The following is a 17,770-nucleotide window of genomic DNA, read 5'->3' as shown; positions in this document are numbered from 1 at the left end:
TTTTTTGAATTTTATTTTATTAGCTTGCTGAACGCGTATTGAGTATTTTGTAAGTATTTATTTTATTAATTTTTCCCTGCAAACAAGTATGATAATTAATGTTGGTAACAGTCACGTTGATTAATTTTCCAATTAGATTTGAGTTTCCGGTAAAAATAATAATTCTATTATTTTCTGTTCGTCCATATAATTCGTGAATATTGTTTTTCATAAAGCCTTCTACTAAAACGGATTGTTGAGTGCCTAACATCCTTCTTTTCCAACGAAGCGCTTGTTGTTTTATTGTATTTTGTAGGAGAAATAATCTTTTCTTTTTTTCTTCTAGAGAAGTTGTATCTATTAATTTTTCTGCTCTGGTTCCCGGTCTTTGCGAATAGATAAAACTATAGCTAGTATCAAAATTAATTTTTGATACGCAATCAAGGGTTTTTTGAAAATCTTTATCTGTTTCTCCAGGAAATCCGACAATAAAATCAGAACTAATTGTCATGTTAGGTCTAATGTGCTTTAATTTATCAATAATATGTTCATATTTTTCTACAGTATAGCCGCGCTTCATTAGTCGTAAAATTTTATTTGATCCGCTCTGTATGGGTAAATGTAAAAAATTTGTTAGCTGAGGAATTTTTTTATATGCATCTATAATATCATCGCTAAATTCTATGGGATGACTAGTTATATATCTGATTCTATCAATTTTTGGAATTGCGGCTATTTCATATAATAAGTCTGAAAAACGATATTTTTTTTTGCTTTTTTTATTGTATATATTATAAGCATTAACATTTTGACCTAATAAAATAACTTCGCGTACTCCAATTTGTGTTAGACTGGTTATTTCTGTGAGAATGTCTTTGTTATTTCTACTAGTTTCTTTTCCTCTAGTATACGGAACAATACAAAAAGAACAATATTTATTACATCCCTCTATGATAGTAACAAATGACGTAATTTTTTTGTTTATTTCTTTATTAATTGAATGGTCAAATTTTTTTAGCGACTTTTCTTTAATATCAATTAATATTTTCTTATTCGTATAAGCTTGCTCCAATAATTTTGGTAATCTATGCAGTGTTTGTGGACCAAATATAATATTGATAAAATTAGCTCTTTTATAAATTTTCTTTCCTTCTTGAGTAGCAACACATCCCCCCACCGCTATTATGGTTTTTGTTTTTTTTTTTTTTAATTTTTTCCACCGGCCGAGTTGATGAAATAACTTTTCTTGTGCGTTCTCTCTAATTGAACAGGTATTTAAAATTAATATGTCAGATATTTCAGGTTGATCGATTATAGTATATTGATTGGTTGCTTTTAAAATATTTTTTATCATTGAGGAGTCATGAACGTTCATTTGACATCCCCATGTTTTAATATATACTTTTTTTTTCATAGTTTTAATATTGAGTTTGAAGTTATGTATAGGCATATTTAGTACGTTAAGTTGGTTTAAGCGCCCACTAGATATCAAAAATAAATTTATTATTTTTTATAAAGTGTTTTATGGATTGAAACCGTTCATACAATTTACTTACGTATGTTTATAACGATGTTTCCAAGTTTAACATTTCTTGTATTGTTTGACGCCTTCTAATTAATTTAAATTTATTATTTTTATATAATATTTCTGGTATTAACGGTCGACTATTATAATTTGAGGACATAGAAGCACCATAAGCCCCCGTATTATGTATAATAATATAATCTCCGATATGGACTTGTGGGATTTTTCTATGACATATTATTCCAGTTTTTGTTACCGTAAACACATCTCCTGATTCGCATAATGGTCCTGCAATAATTCCTTGAATAACTGAGCTTTTTTGTTCATTTATAGGATTTTTATGGAGTACGGTGATTTTATGATAACTTCCGTACAATACTGGTCTCATTAAATCATTAAATCCTGCATTTATAAGTATAAAAGTATTTTTTCCTATTTTTTTTATTGAATATATTTCAGCAATTAAAATACCAGATTGAGCAACTAAAAAACGTCCTGGTTCAATTTCTAGCCGAATAGGACATTTTAGTCTTGAAGAAATAATTTTTTTAGTTTTATTCCATGTTTCAAAATAATTACTAATATTAGTCTCTTGATCTAGAGATGTATATGGAATTTTTAATCCCCCCCCAGCTGAGATAAATTGTATTTTTTTGTTTATTTGTATTGCATATTTTTGCATTGCTAGACTTGCTTGATATAAGTTTTTTTCGTTAACTCCCGAACCAATATGAATATGCAATCCAATTAAATTTAAGTTATATTGTTTGATTATTGCAAGAGCCTCTAACGGATCCCAAATTCCGTGTTTGCTATTTTCTCCTCCCGTATTAGTTTTTAAATGATGTCCATCACCAAATTTAGGATTAATTCTGATCCATACAGGGTATTGTGGAGATATTTTCCCGATTTTTTTTAACATATCTACTGAACCCGCATTAACAGGTATATTGAGTTCAATGACTTTTTGAAGAACATCATTTTCTAAAATATCTGATGTAAAAACAATATTATGATCTTTAGGTTGAAACCCTGCAGCTAAAGCTCTTTCGATTTCTCCTAAAGATACAGCATCAATTTTTATATTATTTCGTTGCATAATTTTTAAGATATGGATATTAGAACAAGATTTTTGAGCAAATCTAATAATATCAAATTTTTTCAATTTTTTAATTTGTGTTTTAATAATATCTGCATTGTAAACCCACATGGGAGTATTATATTTTTCAATTAAAGGTATTAAATTTTTACGTTCTAACATTTTTTGCTGTATTTCAGTTGTATAACGCATATGATGATTCCGTGGGGTTATTTTTTATTATTTTTTAAATTATTTTAATTTCTGAATTTAAAGAATAGAATGCATAGATTTTATTTGAGTATAATAATTTTATTATTTGGCTTTATAATTGATTAAATTGCCTAAAAATCTTTTCGTTTCTTGTTATTTACTACACTTTAGTTAAAGAATCTTTTTTAAAATAGGAAATAAGATAACATCTTTAATACTTTTTTGATTTGTCAAAATCATTATCAATCTATCAATTCCTATACCTAATCCAGATGTAGGCGGTAAACCATGTTCTAGTGCTGTAATATAATCCTTGTCATAATAAAAATTATGTAGTTCTTTTTGGTTTCTTTTTTTTTGTTTTATTTGTAATTTAAAGCGTTTTTTTTGTTCGTTGGGATCATTTAATTCAGAAAAACCGTTCGCTATTTCATATCCAGATATAAAAAATTCAAATCGTTCTGCAGTTTTTTTATCTTTTTCTTTTTTCCTGGCTAAAGGGGAAATTTCAATAGGATAACTTGTAATAAAGGTAGGGTTGATGATTTTTTTTTCTGTCGTTTTTTCGAAAATTAAATGTATAATCTCTCCTAGAGATGCGGAAGAAGTAGTATGAATATTTAGTTTTTTGATTAATACTTTTATTTTGTCAATATCGTCTAAATCAGTAGCGTGAATATTTTTATTAAATTTTATAATAGATTCGATCATTGTCATTTTTTTTATTTTTTTATTAAAGTTTAATTCATGTTTATTATACGTTATAATTAATGAAGAAGAAATTTTTCTTACTAAAAAAATACACAGTTTCTCTAAAAGAGACATCATATCTTTGTAATTACTATAAGACATGTAAATTTCCATCATAGTAAATTCAGGATTATGTCTAGTAGAAATACCTTCGTTTCTAAAATTCCTATTTATTTCGAATATTTTATCAAATCCTCCGATAATCAGTCTTTTTAGATATAATTCAGGGGCTACTCTTAAATACATAGTTTCGCTTAAAGAGTTGTGATAAGTAATAAAAGGTTTTGCATTAGCTCCGCCCGGAACGGGATGCATCATAGGAGTTTCTACCTCGAGAAAATTTTTTTTTTTCATAAAAGACCGGATATTAAAAATAATATCGGATCTTTTTATAAAGATATTCATTGTTTCTTTTCCGGAAATAAGGTCTAAATATCTCTTTCTATACTTAATTTCTTGATTCTTAAGACCATAATACTTATCCGGTAAGGGTCTTATAGCTTTTGTTAATAAGTATATTTTTTTACAATAAATAGATAATTCTAGTGTATTAGTTTTAAATAATTTACCCTGAGTTTCAATAATATCACCTAAATCTAATTCTATAATGTGATTTTTATAATAATTTTTTTCAAATAAATTGCTTTTTATATAAATTTGAATAACAAAATTATAATTTTGTATAACAAAAAATAAGGCTTTTCCTAAAACTCTTTTTTTGATTATTCTTCCGGCCGTACTAATGTTACAGTTAATTTCATGTAATTCGTGTTTAGCATGTTGTCCGTATAAGCAACACAGCTCCTGAATGGTTTGTTTGTAATGGCATTTATTCGGAAAATCAAATCCTAATTGGCGCAGTTTTTGAAGTTTATTTTTTCTGATCCGTTTTTCTTTTTTTGCAATTCCGTCTATTTTGCTAGACTCTATAATTTTTGACATATTTTTTAAAATCCCATTTTTAAACTCGCTTCAATGAATTCATGTAAATCACCGTTTAAAATATTTTCGATATCTTTTCTTTCTATTCGTGTTCTTATATCTTTGATTCTTGAATCATCTAATGTATATGAGCGGATTTGGTTTCCCCATTTAATATCTGGTTTATTTTTATTAATATTTTTTTTTTCTATATATTTTTTTTTATTTTCTGCATTATACAATTTTTCCTGCAGTTGTTTTAAAGCTGTATTTTTGTTTTTGTGTTGTGATCTATCATTTTGACATTGAGTAGTTATTCCGGTAGGGATGTGCGTAATACGAACAGCTGATTCTGTTCGGTTTACATGCTGACCTCCTGATCCTGATGCTCGGTATACATCAATTCTTAAATCTTTAGGCTGAATATTTATATTGATTTTATTTTTTAGTTCCGGATATACAAATATTGAACTAAAAGAAGTATGTCTTTTATTGTTCGAATCAAATGGATTTTTTCTAACTAATCGATGTATTCCGGTTTCTGTGCGAAACCAACCGAACGCGAATTTACCTTTTACTTTTACTGTAATAGATTTTATTCCTCCGTTTTCTCCCCTAGATTCTGTAATAACTGTTACTTTAAAACCCTTTTTTATTGAATATTTTAAATACATTTTTAACAACATCCTAGTCCAATCTTGAGATTCAGTTCCCCCAGATCCAGATGTTATGTTTAAAAAACAATTTTTTTTATCATGTTTATTATTAAACAAAGTATATTTTTCTAAAATATTAATTTTTTTTTTCAATTTTTTATATTCAGACTTTATTTCTTTTATAACTGCGATATCGTTTTCATTTTTAAATATTTCTATCCAATCTTTTATCTCTTGAAATATCATAGTTAATTCTTGAATTTTTCTTGTTTTTTCTAATAAAAGATTTTTTTTTTTATATAATTCAGATATTTTTTTAGTTTTTTTTTGCATTAACAATGCTTTTATTTTAATATCGATTAATTGAATTGCTTTTTGTTTGTTGTTATAGTCAAAGAGCCCTCTTTAAGTTATAGATTCTGTCTTGTATTTTTTTTTTTTTTTTTATTAAAAAATGATTTTCCAATATTTTTCTCCATTTTTATTATAAAAGAAATTATATCCAATAGATCTTCTGATATCATTCTTGAAGATATATTTGGATTTAATAATTTTTTATGCTACCGCGTATATATGTTATAGTTCTTTTATAATATAGTTATATTTTTATTAAACATCAATAATTTTATTACAGGGTGTATACGTATAATACCCAGTGTTTTATAGATATTTAAGGAGTAAGAGTTATTTATGATACATAACAGTTTTTACAAGAAATATGTTTGTTTAAGTTCGAATATAAGCGATACATTAATATCGTTAGAGCAATGGTCCCTTATAAGGGTGACTGGAATAGATAAAAAAAAATATCTAAATAATCAGTTTACTATCAATATTAATGATATTTATCGGGATATCTATAAAGTTGGAGCTTATTGTAATCTTCAGGGAAAAGTTTTAGCTATTTTTTTAATATTTAAATATTATGGTTGTTATATGTATGTTGTGAGGTCTTCTATAGTGCCCCAGCATCTATTGGAATTAAATAAATATGCTTTATTTTCTAAAGTAAATATTTCAGAAGAAAAAAATTTTTTTTTGTATGGTTTATGCGGTAAGCGAGTTTATGGTTTATTAGAAATTTTTTTTTCGCAATCGATTAAAAGAGATAAAAAATTTTTTGTCATCAACAACTTTATTGTATTAAAATTACAAGAGCCGATTCAAAGATTATTAATTATTGTTCCTCGAGCAGGATTAGCTTGTTTTTTGAATTTTATGAGAGATAAAGTTTTATTTAGTTATAGTTCTCAATGGTTAGCGCTAGATATTGAAGCTAATTTTCCTGTTTTTGATCCACCAATATCAGGTCGTTTTATTTTGCAGACGATGGGTTTAAAAAAATGGAATGCAATTACGTTTAATAAAGGTTGTTATTATGGCCAAGAGGCTTTGTGTATGTATGAAAATAAAAAAATTAATAAATTTATTATTTGCTCTTTATTAGGTACCATGGTTTGCTCATGCTCCCCCAAGGTTAGAGAATATGTTGAGTATATAGATTCATACGGACTTACCTGCCAGGTAGGGATAATTTTATCATGGGTATTTGTGCATAAAGAAAAAATATTACTACAAGTTCGTATGAAAAAGTTTTTTTTTAAAGAACAGAATAGATTTTTTTTATCATCATGTCCGAAGGTGTTATTTAGCATACATATGTTTTAGTTCTTTAAACATCTATTTTCGAACATAGAATGTTTGAAAAATATCCCTATACTATCACGTAGATAGTAAAAAAGAATCTTTTTTTAATTTATAAAGATTCTCTTTTAAAGATTCTTCAAATAATTTTTTATTTATGAGCGTATGCATTTTCTATTATTTTTTTGTTATTTTTTTTCCTTTCGCTCTCTTTAAGGAATATTTTTCTTAATCGTATAGACTTCGGTGTAATTTCTATTAATTCATCGTCATTTACAAAATTTAACGCATATTCTAGCGTAATTTTAATTGGTTTTACTAAATTGATTGCTTCGTCAGTACCTGAAGCTCGCATATTAGTTAGTTTTTTACCAGTCAAGCAATTTACGGTTAAGTCATTTGATCTATTATGAATTCCCACGATTTGACCTTCATAAACTCTTTCTCCGTGCTTAATAAACATTTTTCCTCTATTTTGTAAATTACAAATGGAAAAAGAAACAGCTGTTCCCGTGCTTTTAGATATAAGAACTCCATTTTTTCGATATCCGTATGTTTTTGCCTGCATTGTATCATAGTGACTGAAAGTAGAAAAAAACGTTCCGCTACCCGAGGTAATATTCATGAATTCAGACCGGAACCCAATTAAAGATCTGCTAGATAAAATACATTCAATTTGAATTCTGTTATTTTCATTATTTAATATTTTTTGTATGTCCCCTCTTAACTCACCAATTTTTTGTATTAACTGGCCTTGATGCGCTTCTTCAATATCAAGTAACGTTAATTCATACGGCTCAGTAAAAATTCCGTTTTTCTGTTTTAAGATAACTCTAGGTCTTGATACTTCTAACTCAAAATTTTCTCTACGTAATTGTTCAAGTAGAATAGATAAATGCAATTCACCTCTTCCTGAAACAGAAAAAGCGTTTGAATTTTTTGTTTCTTCTACTTTTAACGATATATTTCGAATAGTTTCTTTTTTTAAGCGCTCAAAAATCTTTCTTGAAGTGATATGCTTTCCCTCCTGGCCACAAAAAGGTGATTGATTAACATAAAATAACATTTTTACTGTTGGTTTATCGATCTTTAATTTAGGTAAAGGGTATAAAAATTCTGGATCGCAAATGGTATCAGAAATAGAAATGTCGCTAAGTCCAGTAATCGCTACAATATCTCCAGTATACGCTTTTTTAATTTTTTTTTGCTTTAATCCATAAAATCTTAATATATGGTTAACTTTTCCCGTATATATTTTTTTATTTTCTCTTAATACCGAAACTGTTTGGTTGTTAATTAAAGTGCCTTGCTGTATTTTTCCAATTCCTATCAGTCCAAAATAGTTATTAAAATCTAATTGCGATATTTGCATTTGAAAAAAATTTTTTTGTGATATACTTGGTTTAGGAGTATGTTTGGTAATAGCGTTTAATAAAGGAATCATATTGTTCTTCATGTCTTCAGGGTGATTTCCTGACTTTCCTAATAAAGCTGACGAATATATTATTGGAAAATCTAATTGCTCGTCATTAGCCGATAGGTTCACAAACAAATCAAATATTTGGTTTACTACCCAATCCGGTCTAATAGTTTTTCTATCCATTTTATTAATTACTACGATTGGCTTAATGTTATATAGAAATGATTTTTTTGTTACGTATCGCGTTTGCGGCATCGGCCCTTCAAAAGCATCTACTACTAATAAAACAGAATCTACCATAGACAATATCCTTTCTACTTCTCCTCCAAAATCAGCGTGTCCAGGTGTATCAATGATATTGATATGATAGTTATTCCATTGAATTGATGTATGTTTTGATAGAATGGTTATTCCTCTTTCTTTTTCTAGTTCGTTAGAATCCATAATTCTATCAACTGTTTCTTCATGTTCCTGAAAGGTTCCTGATTGTTTGAGCAGTTGGTCAAGTAAAGTAGTTTTTCCATGATCAACATGAGCAATAATAGCAATGTTTTTTATTTTTTTTTTCATATACACTCTTTTTGAAATGTTTTATAAAATTTATGACATAGTTGTTTTTTAATTATTAAATATTATTAATTATCTTCATTGAATTTCAATACATCATCTTTGATGTGCGCATACAATGTGAATACATGATATGTATATAGCTTTATTTTTATTTCTGTATATCTATATTTCTTTTTAACAAATATAATTGTTGTAAATACCATGTTTTATTTTGAACTGTATAAAATTTTTTAATTGTATATTAAAGTTGATTGTTTCTATTTTTATGCGCGCATATGTGAAGATTGAGGATGTTTTTTTATCAAGTTTTTCATAAGAAATAAGGATAACATATATTTGAATAATATAAAGTTTGATAAAACTTTTTTTTTAAAAAGCATTATTGACTGCTCTGCAGTAGAAGACTTTTTTGGAATAGAAGTAGCTTTTTTAGGTCGTTCTAATTCAGGAAAATCTAGTCTTATTAATTGTTTAACCAATAACAAACAATTAGCTCGAGTTAGCAAGCTCCCCGGTCGAACAAGAACAATAAATTTATTTAATGTTTTATCAGATTTTCGGATAATAGATTTTCCTGGTTATGGGTATTCTAAAATTGATCACGTTACACAAAATTTACTCAACAATAATTTATTTTTTTATTTAAGGAATAGAAAGTGTTTGAGGGGTATTGTTTTTCTCTCTGATATCCGTCGCTCTTTACAGGAATATGACAAAATTATTTTAAAAAAAATAAAATTAAGATTATTACCTGTATTAATTATTTTAACAAAAAGCGATAAAGTTTCTAAACAATACGCGTATAGAAGAGTTTTTTTGTTACGTAAAAAATTAATCAAATGGTGTATGAAGATTACTATATTGAGTTTTTCTAAATTTAATAAATCGAATATTTCGGCAGTAATAGAAATTTTATCGTTGTGGTATGTTTCTTCATTACACAGACAAGCTTGATGGTTGAACCTCTTTCCAATTTTTCCCTATATTTATGAAAATATTTAAAGGAACTGCTAACAGTGTGCTATTTTCCATGCTGTGTTTGATAACTTTAATTAAATCTTCTTTTTTATCCTCTTTTATTTCAAATACTAATTCATCGTGTATTTGCATAATTATTTTAGCATCATTAAAAAATTTTTCCTGAAATATAGAATGTAAATTAATCATAGATATTTTAATGATGTCTGCTGCTGTATTTTGTATAATTGCATTTATGCAAAATCGTTTCGCATTGTTTCTTAATGCTTTATTTTGTGACGTAATGTTGGAGATGTGTAATTTTCTCCCAAAGAGGGTTTTGATATATTTTTTTTTTTTGGCCGTATGATATACAAGGTTCATGTATTTTTTTACTTTTTGATATCTAAAAAAATATGATTGTATATAGTCTTTAGCCTGTGCAGTAGAAATATTTAATTTTTGCGACAGTCCAAAAGGACTAATTCCGTATAATATAGCAAAGTTAATAGTTTTAGCTATGTTTCTGTGATGTGGCTGAATATTATTAACGTGGATATTAAAGATATGACTCGCCGTTTTGCAGTAAACATCATTTTTTTGAGATAAATCTTCAATAAGAGCTTGATCTTGAGAATAGTGAGCAATAACTCGAAGCTCAATTTGAGTGTAATCCGCGGTTAATAATAACCATTTTTTTTTAGCTATAAACGCGATTCTAATTTTTTTTCCTAACTTTGTTTTAATTGGAATATTTTGTAAATTAGGTTGAGTGGAAGACAATCTACCAGTTGAAGTAGAGGTTAAGTGATACGTGGTATGAATTCTATTTGTTTGATTATTTATACAGTGGATTAAATTTTTTAAATATGTATTTTTGATTTTATTTAACATTCTATATTGTAAAATGATTTTAGGTAATTTATGAAAATTAGATAATTCCGTTAGTACGTGCTCGTTGGTAGAGACACTGCCTTTTTTTGTTTTTTTAACATACGGGAGGTGATGTTTATCAAATAGAATTTTTTGTAATTGTTTTGAAGAGTTGATATTGAATTTTTCTTTTGCATGAAAATATATTTTTTTTTTAAGTATTTTTATTGTATTACTAATTCTTTTTTTTTGTTTTTCTAGTATTTTTTTTTTTATTAGTACACCGTTATGTTCCATGGTAGATAAAACAAGTAAGAGAGGCATATCGATTGATTTAAATATTTTTTTTTTAGACTGAATATACATATATTTTTTATATTGTTTATAGATTTTTTGAGACACAATTGATTCTTGGATGATAGTATTAATTTTTTTTTCCGTCAGGATATGCTTTTCTCTTATTTTATATTGTTGCATTAGGTTAGATAAAAATTCTGTATATTCGTAGCGCATTGTATAAAAATAAAAAATAACCAGTGTATCAAAATACATTCCATCTAATGTAATGTTATATTTTTTGAAAATATGAAACATATTTTTTAAGTTTTTTCCTATTTTTCTATATTTTTTATTTTCTAAAATCGGTTTCATTTTTTTTAAGAATAATTTTTTAGTAATTTTTTTATCTTTATGATCTTGGTTTTTTGAAGTATACCACCAAACTTTATAGCTTTTTATAGATATAGATACTGAAAGTATATTGCTTTTTGTGATATCACTCAGGTGAGCGGCGATAGAAAATATTTTTTTTTTCATAATGATCTGTATTAACTTATATAACATGTTTTCATCAACAATTTCGATATATTTTTTTTTTTTTTTTTCATGATATATATTAATTATAGGAAATTGATTGTTGGATATTTCTTTTAAGAATTTTATTAACTGATAGTATTGTAGTTTTTTAATTAATAAAGGTATTTGTAAGTTACAGTCTTTTAAGATTAACGGCAAATTAGGCAATGGAATTGAATGATTAATTTTTGTTAATTGACAAGACAAAAGCGCTTGTTTTTTATATTTTTGTAAATTTTTGGTAATATTTTTAATATTTCGTATGGGTAAATTAGAAATTTTGAATAAATTTTTATAAATATTTTTTACAGATGTAAATTTTTTTAAAAGAATAATTGCTGTTTTTTTTCCAATACCCGGTACTCCGGGAATATTATCGCATTTATCACCCGCTAATCCAAAAAAATCTGCCATAGACTGTGGAGATATTTCATATTTTTGGTATATATCATCTTCGTTTAATATGTTTTTATTTATTCCTCCTGGAATAATAGTAATTTTTTTATTTACTAGTTGCGTCATATCTTTATCGGCGCTGTATATGAAGATGTAATATTTTTTTTTCTCGAAAATAGACGATAAGGTTCCTATGATATCATCAGCTTCAACGTTATCAAGACTTATTATTGGAATGCCTAACAATTGTATTATTTCTTTTAATGGAATTATTTGTTCTTCTAGTCCAGAAGGCATAGGGGTTCTATTTTTTTTATATTCTTCATATAATTGATGTCTCAATGTTTTAGTTGGAGTATCAAATACCATAATGATTTTTTTGGGATTAAATTTTTTTATTAATTGATTTAGTATTTCGATGCATCCATATAAAACTCCTGTTGGTTCATTTAATTGATTCTTTAAATTTATAAAGGAAAAATAGGTTTGGTACAAACAGTAGTTTCCGTCTATTAGTAATATTTTTTTTTTTGTCATCTCAACGCTCTTTTATTGATTAATATATTTTTTTTTGTTCATGAAATTTATTTATAAAAATACATGATTTTTTACTATTTTAAGATAAATAGATTTTTAATAAAATATTAGAATTTAGAATAACGAAAGAATTATTAACATGATTATTAACAAGCATTCTCGAATATTAATTAGAGAAATACTTGGTGTAAATATTTTTTTTGAATATTATTTGGGCGAAAAGGGTATATTAATATTAATAGGGGCGGTATATTCCCCTATTTGTATTAATTAAACAATATTTTTTATTTCTAGACAGCATTACAGTGAGTTTGTTGATATTTTTAAAAAAGGTTTATTTGCTTTTTAAATGTACTTTTTTGTAGTTTTAAGGATTCTTCTATTTTCAGTAATCTATTATATTTTGCTGTTCGCTCTGATCTACAGATAGAGCCAGTTTTAATTTGTCCGGCAGAAGTTCCAACCGAGAGATCAGCTATACTTGTATCTTCAGTTTCTCCAGATCTGTGAGATATTATGGTTGAATATCCGTGTTTATTAGCCAACTGAATTGTCTCTAATGTCTCTGTTAATGTACCTATTTGGTTTAGCTTAATTAAAATAGCATTAGCAATTTTTTCTTTTATTCCTTTGGTAAAGATTTTTTTGTTAGTCACAAATAAATCATCGCCTACTAGCTGTATCTTTTTTCCTAAAATCTTCGTTTGATACTGAAAACCTTCCCAATCGCTTTCATCTTGACCATCTTCTATAGAGATAATAGGGTATTTTTGAGTTAATTTTTCTAAATAATGCGTAAATTCTTGTGAGGTAAATTTTTTATTTTCGTTTTTTAATGTATACAGTTTAGTGTTTTTATCAAATAATTCTGAGGCAGCACAGTCTAGAGCAAAAGTAATGTCTTCTCCTAGCTTATAACCCGCTTTTTCTACAGCTAAACTAATTAAAGAGAATGTTTCTTCATTAGAGCTTAAGCTTGGAGCATATCCGCCTTCATCTCCTACACAGGTAGAGTATCCTTTTTCTTTTAGCAGCGTCCCTAACGTATGAAAAATTTCTGAACCCATTTGTATTGCTTGCTTGATGCTATGAGCACCAATGGGTTGTATCATAAATTCTTGAATATCAATATTATTATTAGCGTGCATACCACCGTTAATAATATTAATCATCGGCAAGGGCATTAAATAATTGTTTTTGGAATTATTAATTTTAGAAATATAAGAATAAAAGGGTATGTTTCGTGCCAATGAAACTGCTTTGGATACAGCTAAGGAGACCGAAAGAATAGCATTGGCTCCAAGATTTGATTTATTCTGAGTACCATCTAATTCAATCATGGTAGAATCTATTGTTTTTTGATCATCTGCTTGTTTATTTACTAAAGCGCGAGAAATGTAATAATTAATATTATGTACTGCTTTTTGAACCCCTTTTCCAAAAAAACGACTTGTATCGTTATCCCTTAGCTCAAGAGCCTCTTTAGATCCTGTTGATGCGCCAGAGGGAGACGCCGCTGATCCAATGTGACCGCTATTTAAATGAACTTCTGCTTCTACAGTTGGGTACCCTCGAGAGTCTAATATTTCTCTAGCGTGTATTTTTTTTATCTTTAACATAAATATTTCCTGATGTATAAAAAAGTATATAAACATATAAGGGGTTTTGATAAATAAGTTGATTTTTTGAAATTAAACCAACAACGATATTTTTTCTAAAATGTTATTATTTTAATTATATTCGTTTATTTTAGTTTGTATAATTATATTTTTAATTGTTTATTTTGATTCGTCGTTCTCAAATAAAATTATTGACAGAACATTAGATTTGGTTTTGCTGTTTTTAGAAAAAATATATTAATAGTTTTTTACGTGTTGTATATATACGTTTAATATGCGTCTCTTAAATACAAACAAAATATCTTATTGAAAGTATAAAATATATTTTAATATCTATGACTTAAGCATAAGTATTTATATTTTTAGCGGCTGATTTAGTCAATAAAATTCCTGTATTTGTTTTTTAGCGAGACAATTCTATTAAAAATATATTTTTTGTGTTTTTTATGTGTGTTTTTTTTCAAGAAATATCCAATTCTTTCAAATTGGTAAGCGTGTTTTACAATTTCTGTTTCTATAATAGATTCAATATATCCTTTTTTTTTAATCAATGATTGGGGATTATAAAACGGAATAATCTTTTTTTCTTTTTCAGGTGTTTTGGTTGTAAATAATGTATCAAATAATTGAAAGTCAGCTGGAATAGCTGATTTTTGAGATATCCAGTGAATTATATTATATTTTTTTTTTTGATTTTTATTTTTTTTTGTTTTTTCGGGATAATATTTACATACAATATATGCAATTTCATTGTTTTGGTTTTTTAAAATTTTCTTTGCCTTAATGAGACACGCGTATTTTAAGCGAACTTTTTTTCCTAAAATTAACCCTTTATAGTTGCTTTGATCCGTACTACGAAAATCTTCTTTTTCGATATATATTTTTTGAGAAAACATAATCGTTCTGGTGCCCATTTCTTTTATTTGTGGATGATTGGGGGCGCTAAAATATTCTATATGATTCTTTGGAATGTTTTCAATTACTATTTTAATGGGATTGATAACAGCCATTCGCCGAGGAGAAGTCATATTTAAATCTTTTCTAATGCACGACTCTAGTAGAGATAATTCGATTATATTTTGTTGTTTAGTTATACCAATTTTTTCACAAAACATTTTAATAGAATTACTAGTATATCCTTTGTTTCTCAATCCGGACAATGTATGTAATCGTGGGTCCTCCCATCCTTGAACTATTTTTTTATCTATTAATTCTTGTAGTTTTCTTTTAGATAATACTGCATATTCTAAATTTAATTTAGCAAATTCGTATTGTTTAGGAGGTTTTTGATTAAGATTTAGTTTTTTTAATATCCAATCATATAACTGACGATTGTCTTGAAATTCAAGAGTACACAAAGAATGCGTGATGCCTTCTAAAGCATCAGCGATACAGTGAGCGAAATCATACATAGGGTAAATACACCATTCATGATTTGTTTGGTGATGTTTAGTAAAAATAATTCGGTATAAAACTGGATCTCTTAACACCATACAAGGAGACTTCATATTAATCTTTGCTCTAAGGCACATCGACCCTTCTGGTATAATTCCTGATTTCATTTTTTTAAATAAAAGTAAATTTTCTTCAATTGTTCGATTTCTAAAAGGGCTATTTTTTCCAGGTGTTTTTAATGATCCTCGATATTTTTTAATTTCTTTTTTATTTAATTCTTCTACGTATGCAAGATTGTTTCTGATTAACTGAATGGCGTATTTATACAATTTATAAAAGTATTGTGAGGTATATTTTGGTTCCTTGTATAGATTTAAACCTAACCACTGTATATCTTTTTTTATTGCATCAATATATTTTATATTTTCTTTTTTTGGGTTTGTGTCATCAAATCTTAAGGTACAAACACCATTGTATTTTTTTGCGATATTAAAATTTAAATATATAGATTTAGCGTGACCGAGGTGTAGGTAACCATTAGGCTCTGGGGGAAAGCGCGTTCTTATTTTTTTTTTAGGTTGCTTTGATATTGATTTTTTGACTATTCTTGTAATAAAGTTACGCTTGATGTGCATTATTACTCCATATTTTTTTGATTAATTTGTATTTTAATTTTCATGAAATTTTACAATATTAAATATAATGATTATTTTCATTGTAAAAATATTTTTATTTATATATATTTTGATTGTAATAATTGCTTTATTTGTGTAGAATTAATATCTAAATATTATTTTTTAAACAAAATAACAGGCTATATAGCTCAGTCGGTTAGAGCGCAGCACTCATAACGCTGAGGTCACGAGTTCGATTCTCGTTGTAGCCAAGAAAAATTTATTAAATAGTTTTTTGCGGGAGTGGCGAAAATGGTAGACGCACCAGATTTAGGTTCTGGCACTGAAAAGTTTGCGAGTTCAAGTCTCGCCTTCCGTAAAATTTTAGGTTATTATTAATAAAAATTTTTATTCATAATAACATATGTATTGGGGTATAGCCAAGAGGTTACGGCACCGGTTTTTGATACCGGCATCCCTGGTTCGAATCCAGGTACCCCAGAAACAATATTTTTTTTAATAAATTGAATTAATCACATTTTCTTTATTTATATTGATTTTATATATCTATATATAAGCTCACGCTTAATTGTTAAAAAGATATTTTTTTGTATAATTACTCAATTTTGAATTTTATTTAGGGCTTTGTATTTCTTTTATTATTCAGGGATAGCTTCTATTTGTACTTAGTAATATTTTGATATTAATATTAATATATTCTGGAGAGAATATTTTGGATATATTAAAAAAATCTGTAGCTCAATTTGCTTTATCATATGTTCCTAAAAATTCTATTATCGGGATTGGGTCTGGATCAACAATAAAATTTTTTATTGAGGCTTTATCTACAGTAGCAAATCATATTAAGGGCGTGGTATCTAGTTCTTCCCAATCAGAAAAATGGTTAAATCGTTTTAATATTCCAATAGTTGATTTAAATACCTTAAATTCCTTAGATATATATATTGATAGTGCAGATCAAGTCAATTTTTCTATGGAGATGATAAAAGGGGGTGGTGGAGCATTAACTAGAGAGAAAATTATTGCTTCAGTTGCAAAAAAATTTTTATGTATTATTGATTACTCTAAATATGTAAAAAAATTCAAATTTTTCCCTCTTCCGGTTGAAGTAATACCTATGTCTTTAAATTCAGTATCTAGAGAGATTATAAAACTAGGGGGCGTTCCAAAATATAGAAAAAACTTTATTACGGACAATAGAAATTATATTATTGATATATATGGATTATATATAAAAAATTCTATTTTTTTAGAAAAAATGATTAATAATATTCCGGGAGTAGTAACGGTAGGATTGTTTAGCATTAGAAAAGCAGATATTCTCTTAATAAGTTATACGAACGAGATTAAGGAAGTATTTGTATAATTATTTACGTTATTTTTGTAGTTTATATATTTTCGAATATTTGATTAATATTCATTTTTTAAAATGAATTATTTATAGAGAACACGTATGTCTTTAAAATCTATTGATATAGAAGTTTTTGGGCGTTGCATTAAGGTTAGATGTCCAGACAAAAGCTCTTCAGAGTTATATTATGTAGCAAATATTTTAAATAAACGTTTAGAGCGCCTAAAAGAAAAAACTAGTGTATCTAATATTGAACAATTAATTTTTATTACAGCATTAAATCTTTGTTATGAGTTAGAGCTAGAAAAACAAAAATCTGCTCATTGCGTTCAGCACATGAAAGCTCGAATGTTAGCGCTAAATGAAATGTTGGATTTAGCTCTTTCTCGTGAATAA

Annotated in this window: 12 protein-coding genes and 3 tRNA genes; 7 read left to right on the top strand and 8 right to left on the bottom strand. The window is 26.9% G+C overall.

Annotated features, from left to right (window positions below; all coding sequences use genetic code 11):
* Positions 1 to 19: 19 nt before the first annotated feature.
* From miaB to prfB, 4 genes are all read right to left on the bottom strand, one after another.
* On the bottom strand, positions 20 to 1,393 hold the full coding sequence (gene miaB / locus CINFORN2912_RS01415; protein ID WP_075434240.1) for a tRNA (N6-isopentenyl adenosine(37)-C2)-methylthiotransferase MiaB: 1,374 nt from the start codon (positions 1,391 to 1,393) through the stop codon (positions 20 to 22).
* A gap of 148 nt (positions 1,394 to 1,541) precedes the next feature.
* Positions 1,542 to 2,795: a diaminopimelate decarboxylase gene (gene lysA, locus CINFORN2912_RS01410; RefSeq protein ID WP_075434026.1), complete on the bottom strand. Its 1,254-nt coding sequence runs from the start codon at positions 2,793 to 2,795 to the stop codon at positions 1,542 to 1,544.
* A gap of 171 nt (positions 2,796 to 2,966) precedes the next feature.
* A complete protein-coding gene (gene lysS, locus CINFORN2912_RS01405) occupies positions 2,967 to 4,487 on the bottom strand; it encodes a lysine--tRNA ligase (protein ID WP_075434023.1) in 1,521 nt (506 codons plus the stop codon).
* A gap of 5 nt (positions 4,488 to 4,492) precedes the next feature.
* A protein-coding gene (gene prfB, locus CINFORN2912_RS01400; protein ID WP_172800928.1) for a peptide chain release factor 2 occupies positions 4,493 to 5,591 on the bottom strand; the annotation gives its coding sequence in 2 pieces (ribosomal slippage) (positions 4,493 to 5,515 and positions 5,517 to 5,591; 1,098 coding nt in all).
* 221 nt (positions 5,592 to 5,812) lie between these two features.
* On the opposite strand from prfB, the gene CINFORN2912_RS01395 reads away from it, so the two are divergent.
* Positions 5,813 to 6,790 carry a hypothetical protein gene (locus CINFORN2912_RS01395; RefSeq protein ID WP_075434018.1) on the top strand — a complete coding sequence of 326 codons (978 nt, stop codon included), beginning with the start codon at positions 5,813 to 5,815 and terminating at the stop codon, positions 6,788 to 6,790.
* A gap of 127 nt (positions 6,791 to 6,917) precedes the next feature.
* Here the strand turns inward: CINFORN2912_RS01395 and typA are convergent, their stop codons facing one another.
* Positions 6,918 to 8,756 carry a translational GTPase TypA gene (typA, locus tag CINFORN2912_RS01390; protein WP_075434015.1) on the bottom strand — a complete coding sequence of 613 codons (1,839 nt, stop codon included), beginning with the start codon at positions 8,754 to 8,756 and terminating at the stop codon, positions 6,918 to 6,920.
* Positions 8,757 to 9,092: 336 nt separating this feature from the next.
* On the opposite strand from typA, the gene yihA reads away from it, so the two are divergent.
* A complete protein-coding gene (yihA, locus tag CINFORN2912_RS01385; RefSeq protein ID WP_075434012.1) occupies positions 9,093 to 9,710 on the top strand; it encodes a ribosome biogenesis GTP-binding protein YihA/YsxC in 618 nt (205 codons plus the stop codon).
* Here yihA and polA read toward each other — a convergent pair.
* From polA to CINFORN2912_RS01370, 3 genes are all read right to left on the bottom strand, one after another.
* Positions 9,693 to 12,374: a DNA polymerase I gene (gene polA / locus CINFORN2912_RS01380; protein ID WP_075434010.1), complete on the bottom strand. Its 2,682-nt coding sequence runs from the start codon at positions 12,372 to 12,374 to the stop codon at positions 9,693 to 9,695. The two genes, yihA and polA, sit on opposite strands and share 18 nt — an antisense overlap.
* Before the next feature lie 323 nt (positions 12,375 to 12,697).
* Positions 12,698 to 13,993: a phosphopyruvate hydratase gene (gene eno, locus CINFORN2912_RS01375; protein WP_075434007.1), complete on the bottom strand. Its 1,296-nt coding sequence runs from the start codon at positions 13,991 to 13,993 to the stop codon at positions 12,698 to 12,700.
* A gap of 374 nt (positions 13,994 to 14,367) precedes the next feature.
* Entirely contained in the window at positions 14,368 to 16,023 is a 1,656-nt protein-coding gene (locus CINFORN2912_RS01370; protein ID WP_075434003.1) for a glutamine--tRNA ligase/YqeY domain fusion protein, read from the bottom strand.
* A gap of 177 nt (positions 16,024 to 16,200) precedes the next feature.
* Between CINFORN2912_RS01370 and CINFORN2912_RS01365 the strand changes: the two genes are divergently transcribed.
* From CINFORN2912_RS01365 to zapA, 5 genes are all read left to right on the top strand, one after another.
* Positions 16,201 to 16,274: transfer RNA gene (locus CINFORN2912_RS01365), tRNA-Met, on the top strand.
* Between the two features lie 25 nt (positions 16,275 to 16,299).
* A tRNA-Leu gene (locus CINFORN2912_RS01360) sits at positions 16,300 to 16,381 on the top strand.
* Between the two features lie 51 nt (positions 16,382 to 16,432).
* Positions 16,433 to 16,504, top strand: a tRNA-Gln gene (locus CINFORN2912_RS01355).
* 228 nt (positions 16,505 to 16,732) lie between these two features.
* Positions 16,733 to 17,389, top strand: coding sequence for a ribose-5-phosphate isomerase RpiA (gene rpiA / locus CINFORN2912_RS01350; protein ID WP_075434239.1), 657 nt, complete (start codon positions 16,733 to 16,735; stop codon positions 17,387 to 17,389).
* Positions 17,390 to 17,476: 87 nt separating this feature from the next.
* Positions 17,477 to 17,770: a cell division protein ZapA gene (gene zapA, locus CINFORN2912_RS01345; RefSeq protein ID WP_075434000.1), complete on the top strand. Its 294-nt coding sequence runs from the start codon at positions 17,477 to 17,479 to the stop codon at positions 17,768 to 17,770.

The organism is Buchnera aphidicola (assembly GCF_900128725.1).
In the GTDB taxonomy this organism is placed as follows: Bacteria; Pseudomonadota; Gammaproteobacteria; order Enterobacterales; family Enterobacteriaceae; genus Buchnera_F; species Buchnera_F aphidicola_K.
This window is presented reverse-complemented; position numbering and strand designations above follow the sequence as displayed.

Excerpts from the sequence above, each read along its gene's own strand:
- miaB (WP_075434240.1), bottom strand. The coding sequence starts at position 1,393 with ATGAAAAAAAAAGTATATATTAAAACATGGGGATGTCAAATGAACGTT.
- lysA (WP_075434026.1), bottom strand. The coding sequence starts at position 2,795 with ATGCGTTATACAACTGAAATACAGCAAAAAATGTTAGAACGTAAAAAT.
- lysS (WP_075434023.1), bottom strand. The coding sequence starts at position 4,487 with ATGTCAAAAATTATAGAGTCTAGCAAAATAGACGGAATTGCAAAAAAA.
- CINFORN2912_RS01395 (WP_075434018.1), top strand. The coding sequence starts at position 5,813 with ATGATACATAACAGTTTTTACAAGAAATATGTTTGTTTAAGTTCGAAT.
- typA (WP_075434015.1), bottom strand. The coding sequence starts at position 8,756 with ATGAAAAAAAAAATAAAAAACATTGCTATTATTGCTCATGTTGATCAT.
- polA (WP_075434010.1), bottom strand. The coding sequence starts at position 12,374 with ATGACAAAAAAAAAAATATTACTAATAGACGGAAACTACTGTTTGTAC.
- eno (WP_075434007.1), bottom strand. The coding sequence starts at position 13,993 with ATGTTAAAGATAAAAAAAATACACGCTAGAGAAATATTAGACTCTCGA.
- CINFORN2912_RS01370 (WP_075434003.1), bottom strand. The coding sequence starts at position 16,023 with ATGCACATCAAGCGTAACTTTATTACAAGAATAGTCAAAAAATCAATA.
- zapA (WP_075434000.1), top strand. The coding sequence starts at position 17,477 with ATGTCTTTAAAATCTATTGATATAGAAGTTTTTGGGCGTTGCATTAAG.